The organism is Terrabacter sp. RAF57 (assembly GCF_052113925.1).
Lineage (GTDB): Bacteria > Actinomycetota > Actinomycetes > Actinomycetales > Dermatophilaceae > Terrabacter.
Genome location: NZ_JBFRDT010000002.1, coordinates 554341 through 570534 on the forward strand (window position 1 = coordinate 554341; position 16194 = coordinate 570534).

Sequence of the window (16194 nt, forward strand, 5' to 3'; positions counted from 1 at the left end):
GTCCACCCACCTTCGGTCCGTGCCGACGGTGGACCGGTGCGCGGCGGGCGAGGGGTCCACGGGTCGGTGCTGCTGCTGGTCGTCGGGCACCCTGCGGGCGCCAGGAGGACAGCGTCCCATGGCTGAGGGACCACCGGTTGCCGGTCCGCGCGAGACGCATCCGGGTCCCCGTGACCGGAGGGCTACCGTCGCGGGTAGGTCATCATGAGGCCCACCCCGAGGAGCAGCTCCCGCATGTCGTCATGTCGATCAACCTGATCTACCTCATCGCCGGTCTGGCGATGTTCCTCGCAGCCGTCCTCCCGGCCGTCCTCGACCGGTATGCCGTGTCGGCCGCGATGGTGCTCCTGCTCCTCGGCATGGCCATCGGGCTGCTGCCACTGCCCGAGGGGATGCGCCTCGACCCGGTCGTCATCCGGCCGCAGGTCGAGCGGGTCACCGAGTTCACGATCCTCGTCGCGCTCATGGGCGTCGGTCTCGCGATCGACCGCTCGTTCGACTGGCGCAGCCGCGCCGCCTGGGCCGCGTGGTCACCGACGTGGCGGCTGCTCGCCGTCGCGATGCCCCTGACGATCGCGTCGGTGGCCCTGCTCGGCTGGGGTCTCGGCGTCGCGCCCGCGGCGGCCCTGCTGCTCGGCGCCGCGCTCGCTCCGACCGACCCGGTGCTCGCCAGCGACGTGCAGGTGGAGGGTCCCCGGGTCGACGGCACCGGCCACGCGGGCGAGGCCGACGACGACGGCGACGACGGCGAGGCCCTCGGGGAGCCCGTCGACGAGCAGGACGACGTCCGCTTCGCCCTGACGTCCGAGGCCGGCCTCAACGACGGGCTCGCGTTCCCCTTCGTCACGGCCGCGGTGCTCCTCGCATCGGCCGGAAGCTTCTCGTCGTGGGGTCTGCACTGGCTGGCCTGGGACCTCGTCGGCAAGGTCGTCGTCGGCGTGCTCGTCGGCGTGGCCGTCGGGTGGGGACTGGCCACCGTCGCCTTCCGCTCGCCGCGCCGGTCGTTGCGACTCGCGGAGCAGGGCGAGCCACTGCTCGCGCTCGCCGCGCTGGTCATGACCTACGGGCTGAGCCAGCTCGTCGGGGGCTACGGCTTCCTCTCCGTCTTCGCGTGCGGCATGACGCTGCGGGCCGCCGAGCGCAACCACCGGTACCACCGCTCGATGCACGAGGTCGTCCAGCGCCTCGAGCGCCTGCTGACCCTCGTCATCCTGCTCATGCTCGGGATGGCGATGACCAAGGGCGTCCTCGGCGAGCTCGACTGGCGCGGCGTCGTCATCGCCGTGTCCCTCGTCTTCGTCGTCCGCCCGCTGTCCGGCTGGGCGAGCCTGCGGCTGCGCGCCCGCCCGGCCGACCTCCCGGGCGGGCTCGGCCGCCGCGAGACGCTCGCGACGGCGTTCTTCGGAGTGCGCGGCATCGGCTCGCTCTACTACCTCGCCTTCGCGGCCGGCGAGCACGCCTTCGCCGACGAGCGGTGGCTGTGGTCGACGGTCGCCTTCACCATCCTGCTGTCGGTCATGGTCCACGGCACCCTCGCCACCCCCGTCATGCGTTACCTCGAGCGCCGGCGGGAGCGCGCCGGGGTCGCAGGGCCGGCCTGACGGCATACCCCCGCCGGTCCGGCGAAACCACCCCATACCGCGCACGATCCACCGGATCGGTGTGGCCGGGCCACTACCCGGGTATGGGCCTGCTGGAGGCTCCAGCCCAGCGGCCCCCCGAACCCGCGCCGGCGCCCCCTCTTCCTCCCTCGGTGCGTCGGGCGGCGTGCACCGAGAGGCAACCGGTTGAGTCCCGTCATCGCGTCCGTCCCCGCAGGCCATGTCTACGTCCGCCACCTCGCTCCACCTGACGGCGACACGACGGTGACGCGGCTGCCGGATCCCCGTCCCCGCGCCGACGTGCCCGACGCCCAGTGGTGGCCGCCGCGGATGCTCGAGCCCGGCTGGGTCGACGCCCATGCCGCCGACTTCGACGTCATGCACGTGCACTTCGGCTTCGATGCCGTGTCACCCGACGACCTCGCCCGGGTCGCCTCGAGCCTGCGCCGCCACGGGAAGCCCCTCGTGCTGACGGTGCACGACCTGCGCAACCCGCACCACCACGAGCGCGAGCTGCACGACGCACAGCTCGGGGTCCTCGTCGAGGCGGCGGACGCCCTCATCACGCTCACTCCCGGCGCCGCGGCGGAGATCGCCGAGCGGTGGGGGCGTGAGGCGCTCGTCGTGCCCCACCCGCACGTCGTCGAGGAGCCGCGCCTGTCCCGGCCCCGAGTGCCGCACCGCGGCTACGTCATCGGGGTCCACGCCAAGAGCCTGCGAGCGGGCATGGACCCGCTACCCGTCATCGAGCAGATCGTCGCCACCCTGCCGGAGATGCCCGGCGCCCGGCTGCGCGTCGACGCCCACACCGACGTCATGACCCCGGGCGGCCCCCGACACGCGAGCGACCTCGAGCCCCGGCTCCGGGAGCTCGCAGCGACCGACGGCGTCGACCTGCGGGTCCACGACTACTTCAGCGACGACGAGCTGTGGGACTACCTCCAGTCCCTCGACGTCTCGGTGCTGCCCTACCGCTTCGGCACGCACTCGGGCTGGCTCGAGGCGTGCCACGACCTCGGGACGACGGTCGTCGCCCCCGACTGCGGCCACTACGCCGACCAGCGTCCGTGCCTCCTCTACAGCGCGTCTGGATCCCTTCCGGACGACGGAGCCCCGACGCTCCGGGACGCCCTCCTGAGGGCCTACCACGAGCGGCCCTCGTGGCGGGCCGAGCCGGAGGAACGCCGACGCGAGCGCCACGACGTCTCGCGTGCTCACGAGCAGGTGTATGCCCACGTGCTGGCTGCCGCTGCGGAGCGGGGTGTCGCGTGCGCGTCGTGATCCTCGCTGCCGCGAGGCACCCCATCGCGGAGCCGTTCGCCGGTGGCCTGGAGTCGCTGACGTGGCACCTCGTGCGAGGGCTGCGGCGACAGGGTGTCGACGTGTCCTTCTTCGCGGGCCCGGGCAGCGACCCGGCGCTGGGGGCGACCCCGCTCGACGTCGAGCCCCTGCGCCTGAGCCACACCGCCCGGAGCGACGCGTCGATGGTGCCGGAGGCGTGGCTGCGCGAGCACCACGCATACCTGCAGGTCATGCTGGCGCTCCAGCAACGTCCCGATGTCGCGGTCGTGCACAACAACAGCCTCCACCACCTGCCCGTCGCCATGGCCGGCTCGCTGCCGTCACCCGTGCTCACGACCCTGCACACTCCGCCGACCCCGTGGCTCGAGCCCGCGATCGAGATCGGCGCTCGGTCACGAAACCCCTTGCGGCACAGCCACTTCGTCGCCGTGAGCGAGCACACCGCGCGGTCGTGGGCGCACGTCACTCCGGCGCACGTCGTCCACAACGGCGTCGACGTCGACCGATGGGTCGAAGGACCCGGCGGCGACGACCTCGTCTGGGTGGGCCGGCTCGTGCCGGAGAAGGCACCACACCGGGCCATCGCCATGGCCCGGGCGGCAGGCCGCCGGCTCCGCCTCGCGGGCCCGGTCGGCGACGCGGACTACTTCACCCGGCACGTCGCGGGCGAGCTCGGCGACGACGTCGAGTACGTCGGCCACCTCGGTACCGACGGCCTCGTCGCCCTCGTCGGGGCGAGCGCGGCCATGCTCGTGACGCCGGAGTGGGACGAGCCGTACGGCCTCGTCGCCGCGGAGTCCCTCGCGTGCGGCACGCCGGTCGTGGCGTTGGACCGCGGTGGCCTGCGCGAGTTCGTCGTGCCCGGCGTCGGGCTGCTGCTGCCCCGGGACTGCGACGACGCGGCCGCTGCCGAGGCCGTGGCCGCAGCCGTCGACCTCGACCGCGCTGCGTGCCGGGCGCACGCCGTCGTCGCCTGCTCGGTGGACCGCATGGTCGAGAGCTACCTCGGGATCTACGAGTCCCTCAGCGCGATGTCCGGTGCCGCATGATCGGCTGGTACGTCCACCACCAGGGGCTCGGCCACCTGACCCGCCTGCAGACCGTCGCCGAGCACCTCAGCTCGCCCGTCACGGGGATCAGCTCCCTTCCAGCCCCCGACGGATGGCCGTCGGAGTGGCTGCAGCTCGTCCGCGACGACCAGATGCCCGCCGGCGAGGTCGTCCGCGCCGACCCCACGGCCGGCGACGTGCTGCACTGGGTCCCGCGGCACGACGCCGGACTGGCCCACCGTGCCGCTGCACTGACCGAGTGGATCGCCCGGACGCGGCCCTCACTCGTCGTCGTCGACGTGTCGGTGGAGGTGGCGACGCTCGTCCGGCTGTGCGGCGTACCGGTCGTCGTGCTTGCCATGCCCGGAGAGCGCACCGACCGCGCCCACGTCCTCGCCTACGACCTCGCCGATGCCCTGCTCGCCCCGTGGCCCGAGGCGGCCCATGCGACCGCCTGGCCCGGGTCGTGGCGAGACAAGCTGTGGGCGGTCGGGGGCATCTCGCGATTCGACGACCGGGTCCCGTCGCGTCGACGCACGTCCCTCGGCTCGGCCGCGGACGGCATCGACGCCCTGGCGGACGGCCCCGCCTCTGCCGGGCCGGAACCCGCCGAGGCATCGCCGCGACGCGTCCTCGTCCTCTGGGGCGGCGGCGGACGGTCGACGTCCGCCGCGGAGGTGGCCGCCGCCCGGGCCGCGACACCGGGCTGGGAGTGGGTCGAGCGCGGCCCGGGCTCGCCGTCGCCCGACCTGTGGGCCGACCTCGAGTCCGCCGACGTCGTCGTCACGCACGGCGGCCAGAACGCGGTCGCCGAGGTCGCCGCGGCGCGCCGTCCCGCCGTCGTCGTGGCCCAGCCGCGCCCCTTCGACGAGCAGGTGGCGACGGCCGCCGCCGTCGACCGGCTCGGGGCTGCGGTCGGCGTCCGCGCCTGGCCGCGCGCCACGGCCTGGCCCGGCCTGCTCGACCGGGCCCTCGACCGGGGCGGGGAGGGCTGGCGCCGGTGGTCCACCGGTCACGGGGCGGCCTCCGCAGCGGCCAGGCTCGACGAGCTCGCCGCCCGCCACGCCCGCCACGCCCGCCACGCCCGCCACGCCCGCACCGGCGACGACATCCGCACGGCGTCGTGACACGCGCCCTCTCACCGACAGCCGGGACGCCCGCGGGCAGGGCGCCCCGCGTGGCCGTGGTGACGATCGTGCACGGGCGCCACACGCACCTCGCGCGCCAGCTGTGGGGCCTGCGTCGCCAGACCCGACTGCCGGACCTGCAGGTGGTCGTCGCGATGGACGACCCGGAGGTCGAGCCGCTCGCCCGGTCGCAGGCGGGGCCGTGGGACGTGCGGGTCGCGAGCCTGCCGCGTCGACGGGGAAGGCTACCCCTCGCCGCCGCGCGCAACCTCGGGGTCGCCGTCGCCTCCCGCGCCGGCGCCGAGCAGGTCGTGCTCCTCGACGTCGACTGCATCCCGTCACCACGGCTCGTCGAGCGGTATGCCGCCGTGCTGCGCGACGAGCACCCGCGCAGTCCCGGGCCGGGCGTGGCACCGCTGGTCCTCTCCGGAGAGGTGGCCTACCTGCCACCGGCCCCGGCGGGACGCGACTACCGCGACCTCGACCTCGCGGCCCTGGCCTCGCCGCACCCGGCCCGGCCGACCCTGGCCTCGGACGAGGTGCGTCCTGCGGAGGACCTGCGGCTCTTCTGGTCCCTGTCCTTCGCGCTGACGGTGCGCTCGTGGAACGCCGTCGGGGGCTTCGACGAGGCGTACGTCGGCTACGGCGGCGAGGACACCGACTTCGGCCAGCGCCTCGGCGCCTCCGGTGGGCGCCTGCTCTGGGTCGGCGGTGCCGTGGCACACCACCAGCACCACCCGACGAGCTCGCCGCCCGTCCAGCACGTGCACGACGTCGTCGCCAACGCCAACCGCTTCGCCCGCCGGTGGGGGTGGTGGCCGATGGAGGGGTGGCTCGACGCGTTCGCCACCCTGGGGCTCGCCCGGCGCGACCCCGACGGCACGTGGCAGGTCACCGGAGACGCGCCCGGCTGAACGTCAGCGGGCGAGGACCACGGTGCTGAGGGCGTGCTCGACGACGGCCCGGCTCGTCGAGCCGAGCGACATGCCGGCGAAGCCACCGCTCCCGGTCGCCCCGAGGACGACGAGGTCCGCGACCGCGGACAGGCTGATCAGCTGCTCGGCAGCATGCCCGGAGAGCACCTTCTGCTCGATGACGACGTCCGGGAAGTCGTCGGCCACCTCGTCCACGACTTCCCCGAGGAAGGCCTGAGTGGCCTCCTCCGGGTCGGCCGTGAACCACCACGGCGACGCACCGATCCGCTCGGGCGGCGCCAGCGGGTAGAGGTGCCACACCGCGACCGCGACGACCACGGCCCCCTTGGCGTGGGCGTCGGCACAGGCCCAGCGCAGCGCGGCCCGGCTCTGCTTCGAGCCGTCCACCCCCACGACGATCCTGCCCCTCGGCCGAGGCGCGTCAGCCCCGCGCTCCCCAGCGGGCCGTGTCGCCACACGTGCCGCCCCGGGGCGGGCCGGACCTGGGTCGCGCTGTCTCGTCTCGTCCATGGTGCTCACCTCTGGGTCCAGCGTCTGCCGCGGACCGCACTGCCGACAGATGCATCGGTCCTGTCCGATCCGGGACCTTGGTCCCGGCACCTGGCGACCTTCGGCCGTGTCATGACCCGCCCACCGGCGCGCACCATCGATGCAGCGCCGTGCCCGGCGCCGCCGACCAGGGAGAGCACCATGTGCACCGTCCTCATCACCTACTCGACCCCACCACCGCCGCCGGAGACGGCGCCCGAGTCGTACGCCACGGGCGTGCTCCCGACCGGAGTGGCCACGGGCGCGCCGGCCACGCCCCCCTCGTCGTCCTCGTTCGCGGCGACGACCGCGGGGATCGACGAGGCCATCGCCGCGTCGATCGCCGATGAGCTCTCGCGCGCCGGGCACCGCGTCACGTGCCGCCCGTGCGTCGCGATCACGTCGACGGAGGGCTTCGACCTCGTCGTCGCCGTCGACCACCTGCACGTCAGCCACTGGAGCGGCCGGCCGTCGGTCCCCGTCCGGCCCACGGAGCCGCCGGACCCCGGCGCCGAGGCGGGACCGGAGGACGGCCGGTCCACCATCCCGATGACGTGGTGCGCCGACTGGCGTGCCGTCGACGCGTGGGCGCGCAGCGTCGGCGACCACCTCGTGCACTTCCTCGAGGTGCGCACCGAGCTGGCCCGGGTGCGTGCCGAGCTCGACCGGTGCCGAGCGATGCTCCGCGCCGTGACTCCCGAGCCGCGCCCGGTCAGCGCCGTCGAGCTCGGACGGCCCGTGGGACGTGACTCCGGCCGCGCCCACCACCCCCAGCGCCTGGCCTCGGCCGGGCCGACGCCGAGGTCCTGACATGACGACGACCGGCCGGCCGACCGGCGAGAGCGCGGACCACGCGGACCACGGGCAGCGGTCGAGCCGACGCATCAACTACGCCGACCTGACCCCGACCGAGTGCCAGGCCCTGCTCGAGTCCCGCAACGTCGGGCGCATCGGGTGGAATGCCGGCCACGGCCCCCAGATCTTCCCCGTCAGCTATGCCTGCGCGGCCGACCTCATCGTCTTCCGGACCTCGCCCTTCGGCGTGCTCTCGGAGCTCGTGCGGCCGACCCAGGTGGTCTTCGAGGTCGACGACCTCGACGACATGGCACACACGGGGTGGAGCGTCATCGCACGCGGTCGCGCCCAGGCCGTCGCGTCACCCGCGCTGCTCACGCACCTGTGGACGGTCGAGGGTGCCGAGCCGTGGGCCGGTGGCGTGCGCAACGTCTTCATCGGGATCAGCGTCGAGCGGATCACCGGTCGTTCCTTCGGATCGCAGCGCGTGCCGTCCGCCGCGCGACGCAGTGCCCGCTGACGGCCCGCCCCGTCCTGCGACAACGAGCCACCGGCGCAGCCGCGCGGGCCTAGCCTTGGGTGATGACGGCGACGCGCGCGACCGGCCGACGGGTGCGGACGGCCGCCGTGCCTGCGCGGACGACACGCTGATGGTCGAGCGTGTCCCGTCGCCCCGCCCGGCCGGCACACCGGGCCCGCGCGGCTCGGCACCCAGGGCAGGCGTGGCGGCCTCGACGGGCTCGACGGGCTCGACGGGCTCGGCGGAGGACCGGCTGCGCGGCCTGCTCGCGGCCAACCGCTCCGTCGTCTCGGAGCTCGCGCTCCCTGCCGTGCTCCGCCGCATCGTCGAGGCAGCACGCGCCGTCGCCGGCGCCCGCTACGCCGCGCTCGGGGTCATCGGGATCGACGGCCGGCTCGAGCAGTTCATCCACTCGGGCATGGACGCCGAGGTGGTCGAGCTGATCGGCCACCTGCCCACCGGGCGCGGCGTGCTCGGCGCCCTCATCGAGGAGCCGGAGCCGATCCGGCTGCACGCCATCTCCGACGACCCGCGGTCCGTCGGATTCCCCGCCGGGCACCCTCCGATGCACGGCTTCCTCGGGGTGCCGGTGCGCTCCCGGGGCGAGGTCTTCGGCAACCTCTACCTGGCCGAGCGCGTCGACGGCTCGGACTTCTCGTCCGACGACGAGGACCTCGTCGTGGCCCTCGCCGCGAGCGCCGGTGTGGCCATCGAGAACGCTCGCCTCTACGAGGAGTCGCGACGACGCCAGGAGTGGCTGCGGGCGTCGGCCGAGATCAGCCGCGACCTGCTCCGGCCCGGCCTCGGCGAGCAGGTCCTCGTCCGCATCGCCGACGCGGTGCTGCGCCTCGCCGACGCCGACGTCGTCACCCTCGACTTCCCCGACCGCGAGACGGACGCCGCCCTCGCCGACGCCGACGAACCACTGGCGTATGCCGTCCGCCTCGTCGTCGGGGTCGCGCGCGGGGTGGGGGCCGACGGCCTCGTCGGAACGGCATACCGATCCGGTCCCTCGCTGGCCGGCACGGCGATGCGCGAGCGCCGGGCGGTCCTCGCCGAGGCGTCCGGGCCCGCCGACCCGACCCTCCTCTCGGTCGACGGGGCCGGGTCGGGCGGGCCGGCCATGGCCTGTCCGCTCGTCGGCGAGGCCGGGGTGCGCGGCGCCGTCGTCGTCGCCCGACGGGCCGGGAGCCACCCGTTCACCCGCGCCGACGTCGAGATGGCCGAGCAGCTCGCGACCCACGCCGCGCTCGCACTCGAGCTCGCGGACGGTCGCGCCGACGAGGAGCGCATCGCGGTGCTCGAGGACCGCCACCGCATCGCCCGCGACCTGCACGACCACGTCATCCAGCGCATCTTCGCCACGGCCCTGTCGCTCGAGGCGGTCACCGAGCGCGCCGCCGACACGACGGTCCGCGGGGCCCTGGGCCGAGCGGTCGAGGACCTCGACGAGACGATCCGACGGATCCGGGCCTCGATCTTCGAGCTGCAGGAACCCCCGTCGTCGCTCGACGCCCGCGCCGTGCTGCTCGAGGTGGTCGCCGCAGCGACCGCAGGTCTCGGCGTCGAGCCGACCCTGAGCCTCGAGGGACCGGTCGCGACGGTCATCGACCCCGTGCTGGTCCACGACGTCACGGCCGTCCTCCGCGAGGCGCTGACCAACGTCGTCAAGCACGCGCGGTGCTCCGCCGTCTCCGTCCGCGTCGCCGTCACGGCGGAGGCCGTCACGGTCGAGGTGACCGACGACGGCCCGGCCGCGCGGGGCTCGGGGGCCGACGGCACGCGCCGCGGCAGCTCGGGGACACCGGCTGACCGCGACGCCACCGACGCCACCGACGGCGCCGGACGGACCACGCGCCCGCCCGAGCGACGTCACCGCGGCCTCGCCAACCTCACGAAGCGCGCCCACGACCGCGGCGGGGACTGCACGCTGACGACCGACGAGAGGGAGACGGTGCTGAGATGGACCGCCCTGCTGACCCCGTGACGACGCCGATCACGGTGTTCCTGCTCGACGACCACGAGATCGTCCGCCGAGGGCTCGTCGACCTGCTCGAGTCGCACGACGGCTTCCGGGTCGTCGGGGAGGCCGGCACCGCCGCCGAGGCCCTGCGACGCATCCCGACGCTCGCCCCGCAGGTGGCGCTGCTCGACGCGCGGCTCCCCGACGGGAGCGGCATCGACGTGTGCCGCGAGGTCCAGGTGAGCAGCCCCGGCACGCGCTGTCTCATCCTCACCTCCTACGACGACGACGATGCTCTCTTCGCCGCGGTCATGGCCGGGGCCTCGGGCTACCTGCTCAAGCAGATCCGCGGCACGTCCCTCACCGAGGCGGTCGCGCACGTCGCCGCCGGCCACTCCCTCATCGACCCTGCCCTCGTCGAGCGCCTGCTCGAGCGGATCCGCCGACCCCAGGGCGCCGACACCGCGGACGGCGGCGGTGAGCACCCGTCGGGGCGGGTCGGATCGGTGCGACCGGGCTCGCGCACCGGGACCCTGACCGACCGGGAGCAGGAGATCCTCACCCTCATCGCCGAGGGACTGACCAACCGCCAGATCGGCGACCGCCTGCACCTCGCCGAGAAGACCGTCAAGAACTACGTGTCCGGCCTGCTCGCCAAGCTCGGCTTCGAGCGCCGCACCCAGGCCGCGGTCTACGGCGCCCAGCACGGCACGGAGCCCGCGGAGCACCACGAACGCAGGTGACGGCATACGCCGAGCCGACGGTTGTAACGGATGCACGCGGGCCGCGATGGTGTGGGTGAGGCGGCACCCGATCCCCCGAGCGGGTGCCGTCTCGCTGCCTGTCCGGCGTCGGTCCCGCCGGCGACGTCACCGCCGCCCCTGGCTGGTTGAAGGGCGACGATGGCGCCGGGTGACGAGTACCCAGCGAGAGCCGCGTCAGTCGCCCGCCTCGTGTCCCGCCGTACCGGACGAACCGGACGCCCCACCCGCTCGGCACCATCCGTCGGACCGGTCCCCTAGGCTTGACGCGCGCCAATCGCGGTCGAGCAAAGGCCGCCGGCGGGGTACCAGTAGGAGTTTTCGCATGGAGCCACACGTCGTGGCGGGCACCTCGCCCAGAGACGGGGTCGACACGGTCTTCGGGGCGTCCGACGACGCCGACGAGCAGCTGACCCCGGTCGAGACCTACCTCCTCGAGGCGCTCGAGCGTCTCGACGCCGCCGAGTCGCGCGCCCTCCACCTCGAGGCCGCCCTCGCCCACAGCCGTGACATCGGCGCCGCCATCGGCATCCTGATGGCGCTGCGTCGCATGACGCGGGGGCAGGCGTTCGACGAGCTCAGGCGGGCCAGCATGGCGCGCAACGTCAAGCTGCACGTGCTCGCGCTCGAGGTCGTCGAGACGGGGCGCATCGATCAGTCGTGACCCGCGGGGCCGCCGCCCCGCCGACCCCCCCCCGGCACGTCCCCGTCCCTGCCTCGGGATGGTCCTTTCGTCGTGGTGCTTCTGCTCGGCGCCTCCGAGAGACATGATGTAGATCGGTGACCTGCGCACGTGGCCAGGCCGGGAGGAGCACGATGCAGCCGGACGGCGCTGCGCACGAGCCGCGGCCGCAGGACGCGCCGGAACCGGCCGCGGCCGGGCCGGGTGCGCCGGGTGAGCGGGGTCGCAGCCAGGTGCGCCGTGAGCGCGGGTCCGGCTTCCGCCGCGCACTCGGTCTCACCGTCCTCGGCACCGTCCTGCCGGGCGCCGGGCTGACGCAGACCCGCAGCCGCTGGGTCGGCTGGACCATCCTCGGCATCACCCTCGCCGCGAGCGCCGGCGCGGCCTACGCCGTGCTGACCCAGGGTGTCACGAGTGCTGCTCTCACGGTCGTCGCCCGGCCCGAACTGCTCCGCGGCGCCGTCGTCGTCATCGCGCTCTGGGGACTCGTCTGGTGCGCGTCGATCGTCCTCACGGCCGTCCAGGCGCGACCGGGCACGCTCGACCGCGGCCGCACCGGCCTGCTCGCCGCCTTCACGACACTCATGGTGCTCGTCGTCGGCGGCGGGGCCTTCACCGCCGCGGACTACGCCCTCATCACCCAGGACACCGTCGAGGTCGTCTTCTCGGCGCCGCCGTCGCGACCGGGCGTGGGCGCGAAGGTCGTCGAGGGCGACGACCCGTGGGCCGAGCAGGCTCGGGTCAACATCCTGCTGCTCGGCTCCGACGCGGGCTCCGACCGCATCGGCACCCGCACCGACTCGATGATCGTCGCGAGCATCGACACGCACTCCGGGCGCACGACGCTCATCTCGATGCCCCGCAACCTGCTCAAGGCACCGCTCGCCCCCGGCAGCCCCCTCCGTGCCCGCTACCCGTCCGGCCACTTCGGCTCGCCCGAGCGGTCCTGCGCCCAGAACGAGCCCGGCGTGACCGGCCAGTGCCTGCTCACCAACCTCTACAGCGAGGCGGAGGCGTATGCCGTCGACCACCCGGGCGCCTACCCCAAGGGTGTCGTGCCGGGCCGGGAGGAGATCCGCGGCACCGTCCAGCAGATCGTCGGGCTCACGATCGACCACGTCGTCGTCATCGACCTCAAGGGATTCTCGCTGCTCATCGACGCCATGGGCGGGCTCGACATCAACGTCAAGAACGCCGGCACGGGCGGGCCGCTGCCGATCGGTGGGCGCGTGACCGCCGACCAGCGCATCGTCGACGTCAAGGCGTGGTTCAGGCCCGGGCGCCAGCACCTCGACGGGTGGCACTCGCTCTGGTACGCCCGCTCGCGTGCCGCCGACAGCGACACGTTCCGGCAGGCCCGGCAGCGGTGCGTCGTCCAGGCGATCGTCGGGCAGGTGAACCCGGCCCAGATGGTGGGGCAGTACCCCCAGCTGGCGCGCATCGCGCGCGACAACATCTACACCGACATCCCGGCCCGGAGCCTGCCTGCCTTCGTCGACCTCGTCGAGCGGGTGCAGAAGGCCAAGGTCAACAGCGTGACGCTGACCCTCGACGACGGCATCAAGCCGTGGGACCCCGACTACGCGAAGGTCCGCGCCCTCGTCAGGAAGGGGATCGCCGCGCCGAAGCCCGCGAAGACACCGACGCCGACGTCCACGACGCCCGGTTCGACGGGCGGCACGGGCTCGGCGACCCGGACGCCGCGCACCCCCGCGACGCCGAGCCCGACGACGACGCCGTACGCGCAGTGCTGAGGGACGAGCCGGAGCCCGCGGCTCCGGGTCGGCCCGCCCCGGCGACCACCTCCACCGCCTGAGGATCACCCTCGACGGGGGAATCGCCCGATGCGCGTCCCGCCTAGCGTGGCGGCCATGAGGACCAGCCCGATCGTCGTCGCCGCGCTCCTGTCGGTCAGCGTCGTCCCGCTCGCTGCGTGCACCTCGCAGCCGGACCCCGTCCAGGCGCGCATCACCAACCCGGCGCGTGGCACGAGCGTCAACGCCGAAGTCGGTTCCCTCCGGCTCCTTGCGACGAGGATCGACGCCCCGGAGGACCGGAAGCTGCTCACCGGGTCGAACACGGGACTCTTCACGACGCTCGCCAACGACGGCGCCACGGCGGACCGTCTCGTGGCAGTGAGCACCGCCTACGCCAGGCAGGTCATCATGCGCCAGGGCACCGACGGGCCCGAGGCCCCCGTCAAGGTCGACGTCCCCGCCAACGGGGTGGTCTCGCTGCAGTACCCCGGCGGCCTCCACCTCGAGATGGTCGACCTCGAGCTCGACGTGCGCGCCGGTCGGCTCCTGCCCGTGACCTTCCGCTTCGAGAAGGCCGGGAGCGTCACGGTCAACGTCTTCGTCGACGGCTTCGGTCTGCCGACCGTCTCGCCCGTCTCCCCCGTGGCACCGGCGACGAGCTGACGGGAGCCGACCCGCCAGACCTGCGAGCGCCGAGCTCAGTCGAGAGGATCGCGCCATGGACCCCGAGAACTCACCGGGTGCGGCCACCCGGGCCGCATTGAGCCACAGCCAGCTCATCGACCTCACGACGACAGGCCGGCGCACCGGTCGACGACGACGTATCGAGATCTTTCTGCACCACGACAACGGGCAGCTCTTCATCACCGGGATGCCCCGGGCCGACCGGACGCGCGACTGGATCCACAACATCGAGGCCGACCCCCACGTCGTGGTCCACCTGAAGCAGTCGGTCGTCGTCGACGTGCCCGCCACGGCGCGCGTCGTCACGGACCCTGACGAGCGCCGGCCCTTCATCGAGGCTGCCGCCAGACGTTGGCGGCGCACGGACGTGCCGGAGATGCTCCGGCACAGCCCGCTCATCGTGCTCACGGTCGATGACTCCGCCGACCGCTGATCCGACGAGTCGGCGACTGACCGTCGTGTTGCGGACCGACGAAGGGGCAGGCGACCGCCATGGCCACGTGGGCTGAGTTCGCCGACGCCGAACCAGATCTCGCGGCCTTCGCTCGGGAGCGGATGGCGGGTCGGATCGTCTACCTGGCCACGCTGCGGCTCGACGGTGGCCCCCGCGTGCACCCGGTGTCCCCGTGGCTCGCGGCCGGACTGCTGTGTGTGTCGTTCCGCGACGCCAGCCCGAAGCTCCGCGAGGTGGGACGTGACCCGCGGTACGCGTTGCACACGGCGCAGCCGTGGGACGACCACGCGGGCGACCACGGGGATTTCATGGCAGGCGGCTCGCTGGAAGAGCTTGCTCCCTCGCACCCCGCAGTGGTGGCGCGCCCGAGCCAGACGGCATACGGCCTGGTCCACTATGCGTGCTCGGTCGCGGAGGCCGTGGCCACGGAGTACACCGACGAGGAGATGCCCGTCCGCCGACGGTGGAAGGCACCTCCGCCGGCGTGACCGGGTGACGGCGACGTGACCCACGGGCCCCAGGCGTGCCCCGCCGGACCCGACTACACCTGGGCCAGGTCGAGCACCTGAGGCGGCTCGCTCCAGATCAGGCGGGAGACCTGCTCGGGATAGCTCGTGACCTCCGGCTCGGCGTCGAACAGTCGCGTCGCTCCGGTGTCGTAGGAGGGCCACCCGGGGTCGCCGTTCGTCGCGAACGCCGTCCACGCGCTCCGCATCTGCTCGGACACCGCCTCGGCCTCCGCCGTGGGGTGGCCGATGAGCAGGGCCGGCTGACCGGCCGTGAGGGTGCCGAACACCAGCGGCACGTCCAGCCCGTGGCAGGCCCCGAGGACCCCGCCCATGCCGGGTGCCGGCCAGGTCAGCTCGTAGAGGTGGACCCGCCCGCCCGCGGCAAGCTGGGCCTCGGCGAGGTGCAGGGACGGCATCCGGAAGAGCCAGTCCGACCGCACCACGTCGTAGAGCTCCTCGGGGTCGGGGAAGCTCGCGCGGTAGCGCCCCGGGTCGGGGCCGAAGATCTCGGCCGCCTCGGCGGCCTGTTCCTCGGTGATCGCGCCCAGCTGCCCGCTCAGCGCCGTGAGCAGCCGCTGCTCATGGCGCGTGTGGCCGACCATCAGCTCGACCCGCCCGGTGAGCCCGAGCCACGGGGTCGTCGGGAGCACGTCACCGTCGACGACCGGCGCCAGGGGGACGTGTGCGTGAGCCGCGCGCCCCCAGCGGTCCGCGTGCAGCCCCATCGTCGCCGCCACTGCGTCGGCGGCTGCGGGCAGGGTCCGGGGGTCGGCCGCCGGCAGCTCGGAGGGGTCCAGACCGAGCTCGGCCGCGCAGGCCCGGGTGATGTCGGCGGCCAACCGAGGGGTGAAGAACGTGCCGGGCAGGCTCTGCGCGACGGCCCGGTGGAAGAGCCCGGCGGCGCGGGGCATGGCGAGCAGCGCCGCCACCGAACCGCCACCCGCGGACTGGCCGAAGACCGTGACCCGCTCGGGGTCGCCGCCGAAGGCGCCGATGTTGTCGCGCACCCACTCGAGCGCGGCGACCTGGTCCAGCAGGCCACGGTTCGCGGGCGTGCCGTCGACCCAGCCGAAACCGTCCAGGCCGACCCGGTAGTTGAAGGTCACGACGACGACCCCGCCGTGCGCGAGGAGGCCCCCGTCGTACTCAGGCAGGCCGGACGTGCCGAAGAGGTAGGCGCCCCCCTGGATCCAGACCATGACGGGTGACCGGCGCCCCAGCCCCGGCGACCAGACGTTGACGGTCAGCCAGTCGTCGCCCTCGTCGGTCAGGGCGTCCATGCCGAAGGCGGCCGACTGCGGCGGCGGCGGACCGAACGCGCGGGCCGGGCGGGTTCCGGTCCAGGGCCGCACCGGTTCGGGGGCGGCGAAGGGAGCGGGCGGGGCGGCGTACGGGATGCCGCGGAAGACGGCGAGGCCGTCCTCGGTGGCGCCGCGCACGACGCCACCCGTGACCTCGACGTCGATGTCCACCCGACGATTGTCGCCGCGTCCCCGGCCGCGGGCCAGCCATTTCGCCGGGGTCGGT

At 74.2% G+C, this 16194-nt stretch carries 16 protein-coding genes; 14 read left to right on the plus strand and 2 right to left on the minus strand.

Annotated features, from left to right (window positions below; genetic code table 11):
- Positions 1–242: 242 nt before the first annotated feature.
- The 5 genes from AB4Y83_RS04470 (at position 243) to AB4Y83_RS04490 (ending at position 5993) form a co-directional block, all read left to right on the plus strand.
- Positions 243–1601, plus strand: coding sequence for a cation:proton antiporter domain-containing protein (locus AB4Y83_RS04470; RefSeq protein ID WP_442275262.1), 1359 nt, complete (start codon positions 243–245; stop codon positions 1599–1601).
- 186 nt (positions 1602–1787) lie between these two features.
- Positions 1788–2882 carry a glycosyltransferase family 1 protein gene (locus AB4Y83_RS04475; protein ID WP_442296127.1) on the plus strand — a complete coding sequence of 365 codons (1095 nt, stop codon included), beginning with the start codon at positions 1788–1790 and terminating at the stop codon, positions 2880–2882.
- A complete protein-coding gene (locus AB4Y83_RS04480) occupies positions 2870–3952 on the plus strand; it encodes a glycosyltransferase (RefSeq protein ID WP_442275264.1) in 1083 nt (360 codons plus the stop codon). The genes AB4Y83_RS04475 and AB4Y83_RS04480 overlap by 13 nt, the downstream gene beginning before the upstream one ends.
- A complete protein-coding gene (locus tag AB4Y83_RS04485) occupies positions 3949–5079 on the plus strand; it encodes a glycosyltransferase (protein WP_442296128.1) in 1131 nt (376 codons plus the stop codon). The genes AB4Y83_RS04480 and AB4Y83_RS04485 overlap by 4 nt, the downstream gene beginning before the upstream one ends.
- A 50-nt stretch (positions 5080–5129) precedes the next feature.
- Entirely contained in the window at positions 5130–5993 is an 864-nt protein-coding gene (locus AB4Y83_RS04490; RefSeq protein WP_442275266.1) for a glycosyltransferase family 2 protein, read from the plus strand.
- 3 nt (positions 5994–5996) lie between these two features.
- On the opposite strand, the gene AB4Y83_RS04495 is transcribed toward AB4Y83_RS04490, so the two are convergent.
- On the minus strand, positions 5997–6524 hold the full coding sequence (locus AB4Y83_RS04495; RefSeq protein ID WP_442275267.1) for a universal stress protein: 528 nt from the start codon (positions 6522–6524) through the stop codon (positions 5997–5999).
- A gap of 180 nt (positions 6525–6704) precedes the next feature.
- Between AB4Y83_RS04495 and AB4Y83_RS04500 the strand changes: the two genes are divergently transcribed.
- From AB4Y83_RS04500 to AB4Y83_RS04540, 9 genes are all read left to right on the plus strand, one after another.
- Positions 6705–7352, plus strand: a complete 648-nt coding sequence (locus tag AB4Y83_RS04500; RefSeq protein WP_442275268.1) for a hypothetical protein — start codon at positions 6705–6707, stop codon at positions 7350–7352.
- 1 nt (position 7353) lies between these two features.
- A complete protein-coding gene (locus tag AB4Y83_RS04505; RefSeq protein ID WP_442275269.1) occupies positions 7354–7857 on the plus strand; it encodes a pyridoxamine 5'-phosphate oxidase family protein in 504 nt (167 codons plus the stop codon).
- Between the two features lie 130 nt (positions 7858–7987).
- The gene (locus tag AB4Y83_RS04510; protein WP_442275270.1) at positions 7988–9844 is read left to right on the plus strand and encodes a GAF domain-containing protein; all 1857 of its coding nucleotides are present in this window, start codon (positions 7988–7990) and stop codon (positions 9842–9844) included.
- On the plus strand, positions 9820–10563 hold the full coding sequence (locus AB4Y83_RS04515; RefSeq protein ID WP_442296129.1) for a response regulator: 744 nt from the start codon (positions 9820–9822) through the stop codon (positions 10561–10563). Before AB4Y83_RS04510 ends, AB4Y83_RS04515 begins: the two co-directional genes overlap by 25 nt.
- Positions 10564–10906: 343 nt before the next feature.
- A complete protein-coding gene (locus AB4Y83_RS04520; RefSeq protein ID WP_442275272.1) occupies positions 10907–11245 on the plus strand; it encodes an ANTAR domain-containing protein in 339 nt (112 codons plus the stop codon).
- A gap of 152 nt (positions 11246–11397) precedes the next feature.
- Positions 11398–13017, plus strand: a complete 1620-nt coding sequence (locus tag AB4Y83_RS04525) for an LCP family protein (protein ID WP_442296130.1) — start codon at positions 11398–11400, stop codon at positions 13015–13017.
- A 117-nt stretch (positions 13018–13134) separates the two neighbouring features.
- On the plus strand, positions 13135–13683 hold the full coding sequence (locus AB4Y83_RS04530; RefSeq protein ID WP_442275274.1) for a copper chaperone PCu(A)C: 549 nt from the start codon (positions 13135–13137) through the stop codon (positions 13681–13683).
- Between the two features lie 55 nt (positions 13684–13738).
- Positions 13739–14137: a nitroreductase family deazaflavin-dependent oxidoreductase gene (locus tag AB4Y83_RS04535; protein WP_442296131.1), complete on the plus strand. Its 399-nt coding sequence runs from the start codon at positions 13739–13741 to the stop codon at positions 14135–14137.
- A 59-nt stretch (positions 14138–14196) separates the two neighbouring features.
- Positions 14197–14646 carry a hypothetical protein gene (locus tag AB4Y83_RS04540; RefSeq protein ID WP_442296132.1) on the plus strand — a complete coding sequence of 150 codons (450 nt, stop codon included), beginning with the start codon at positions 14197–14199 and terminating at the stop codon, positions 14644–14646.
- A 53-nt stretch (positions 14647–14699) separates the two neighbouring features.
- Here AB4Y83_RS04540 and AB4Y83_RS04545 read toward each other — a convergent pair whose 3' ends face one another.
- Positions 14700–16139 (minus strand): carboxylesterase/lipase family protein, encoded by a 1440-nt coding sequence (locus AB4Y83_RS04545; protein WP_442296133.1) that lies wholly within the window; start codon positions 16137–16139, stop codon positions 14700–14702.
- Positions 16140–16194: the final 55 nt, after the last annotated feature.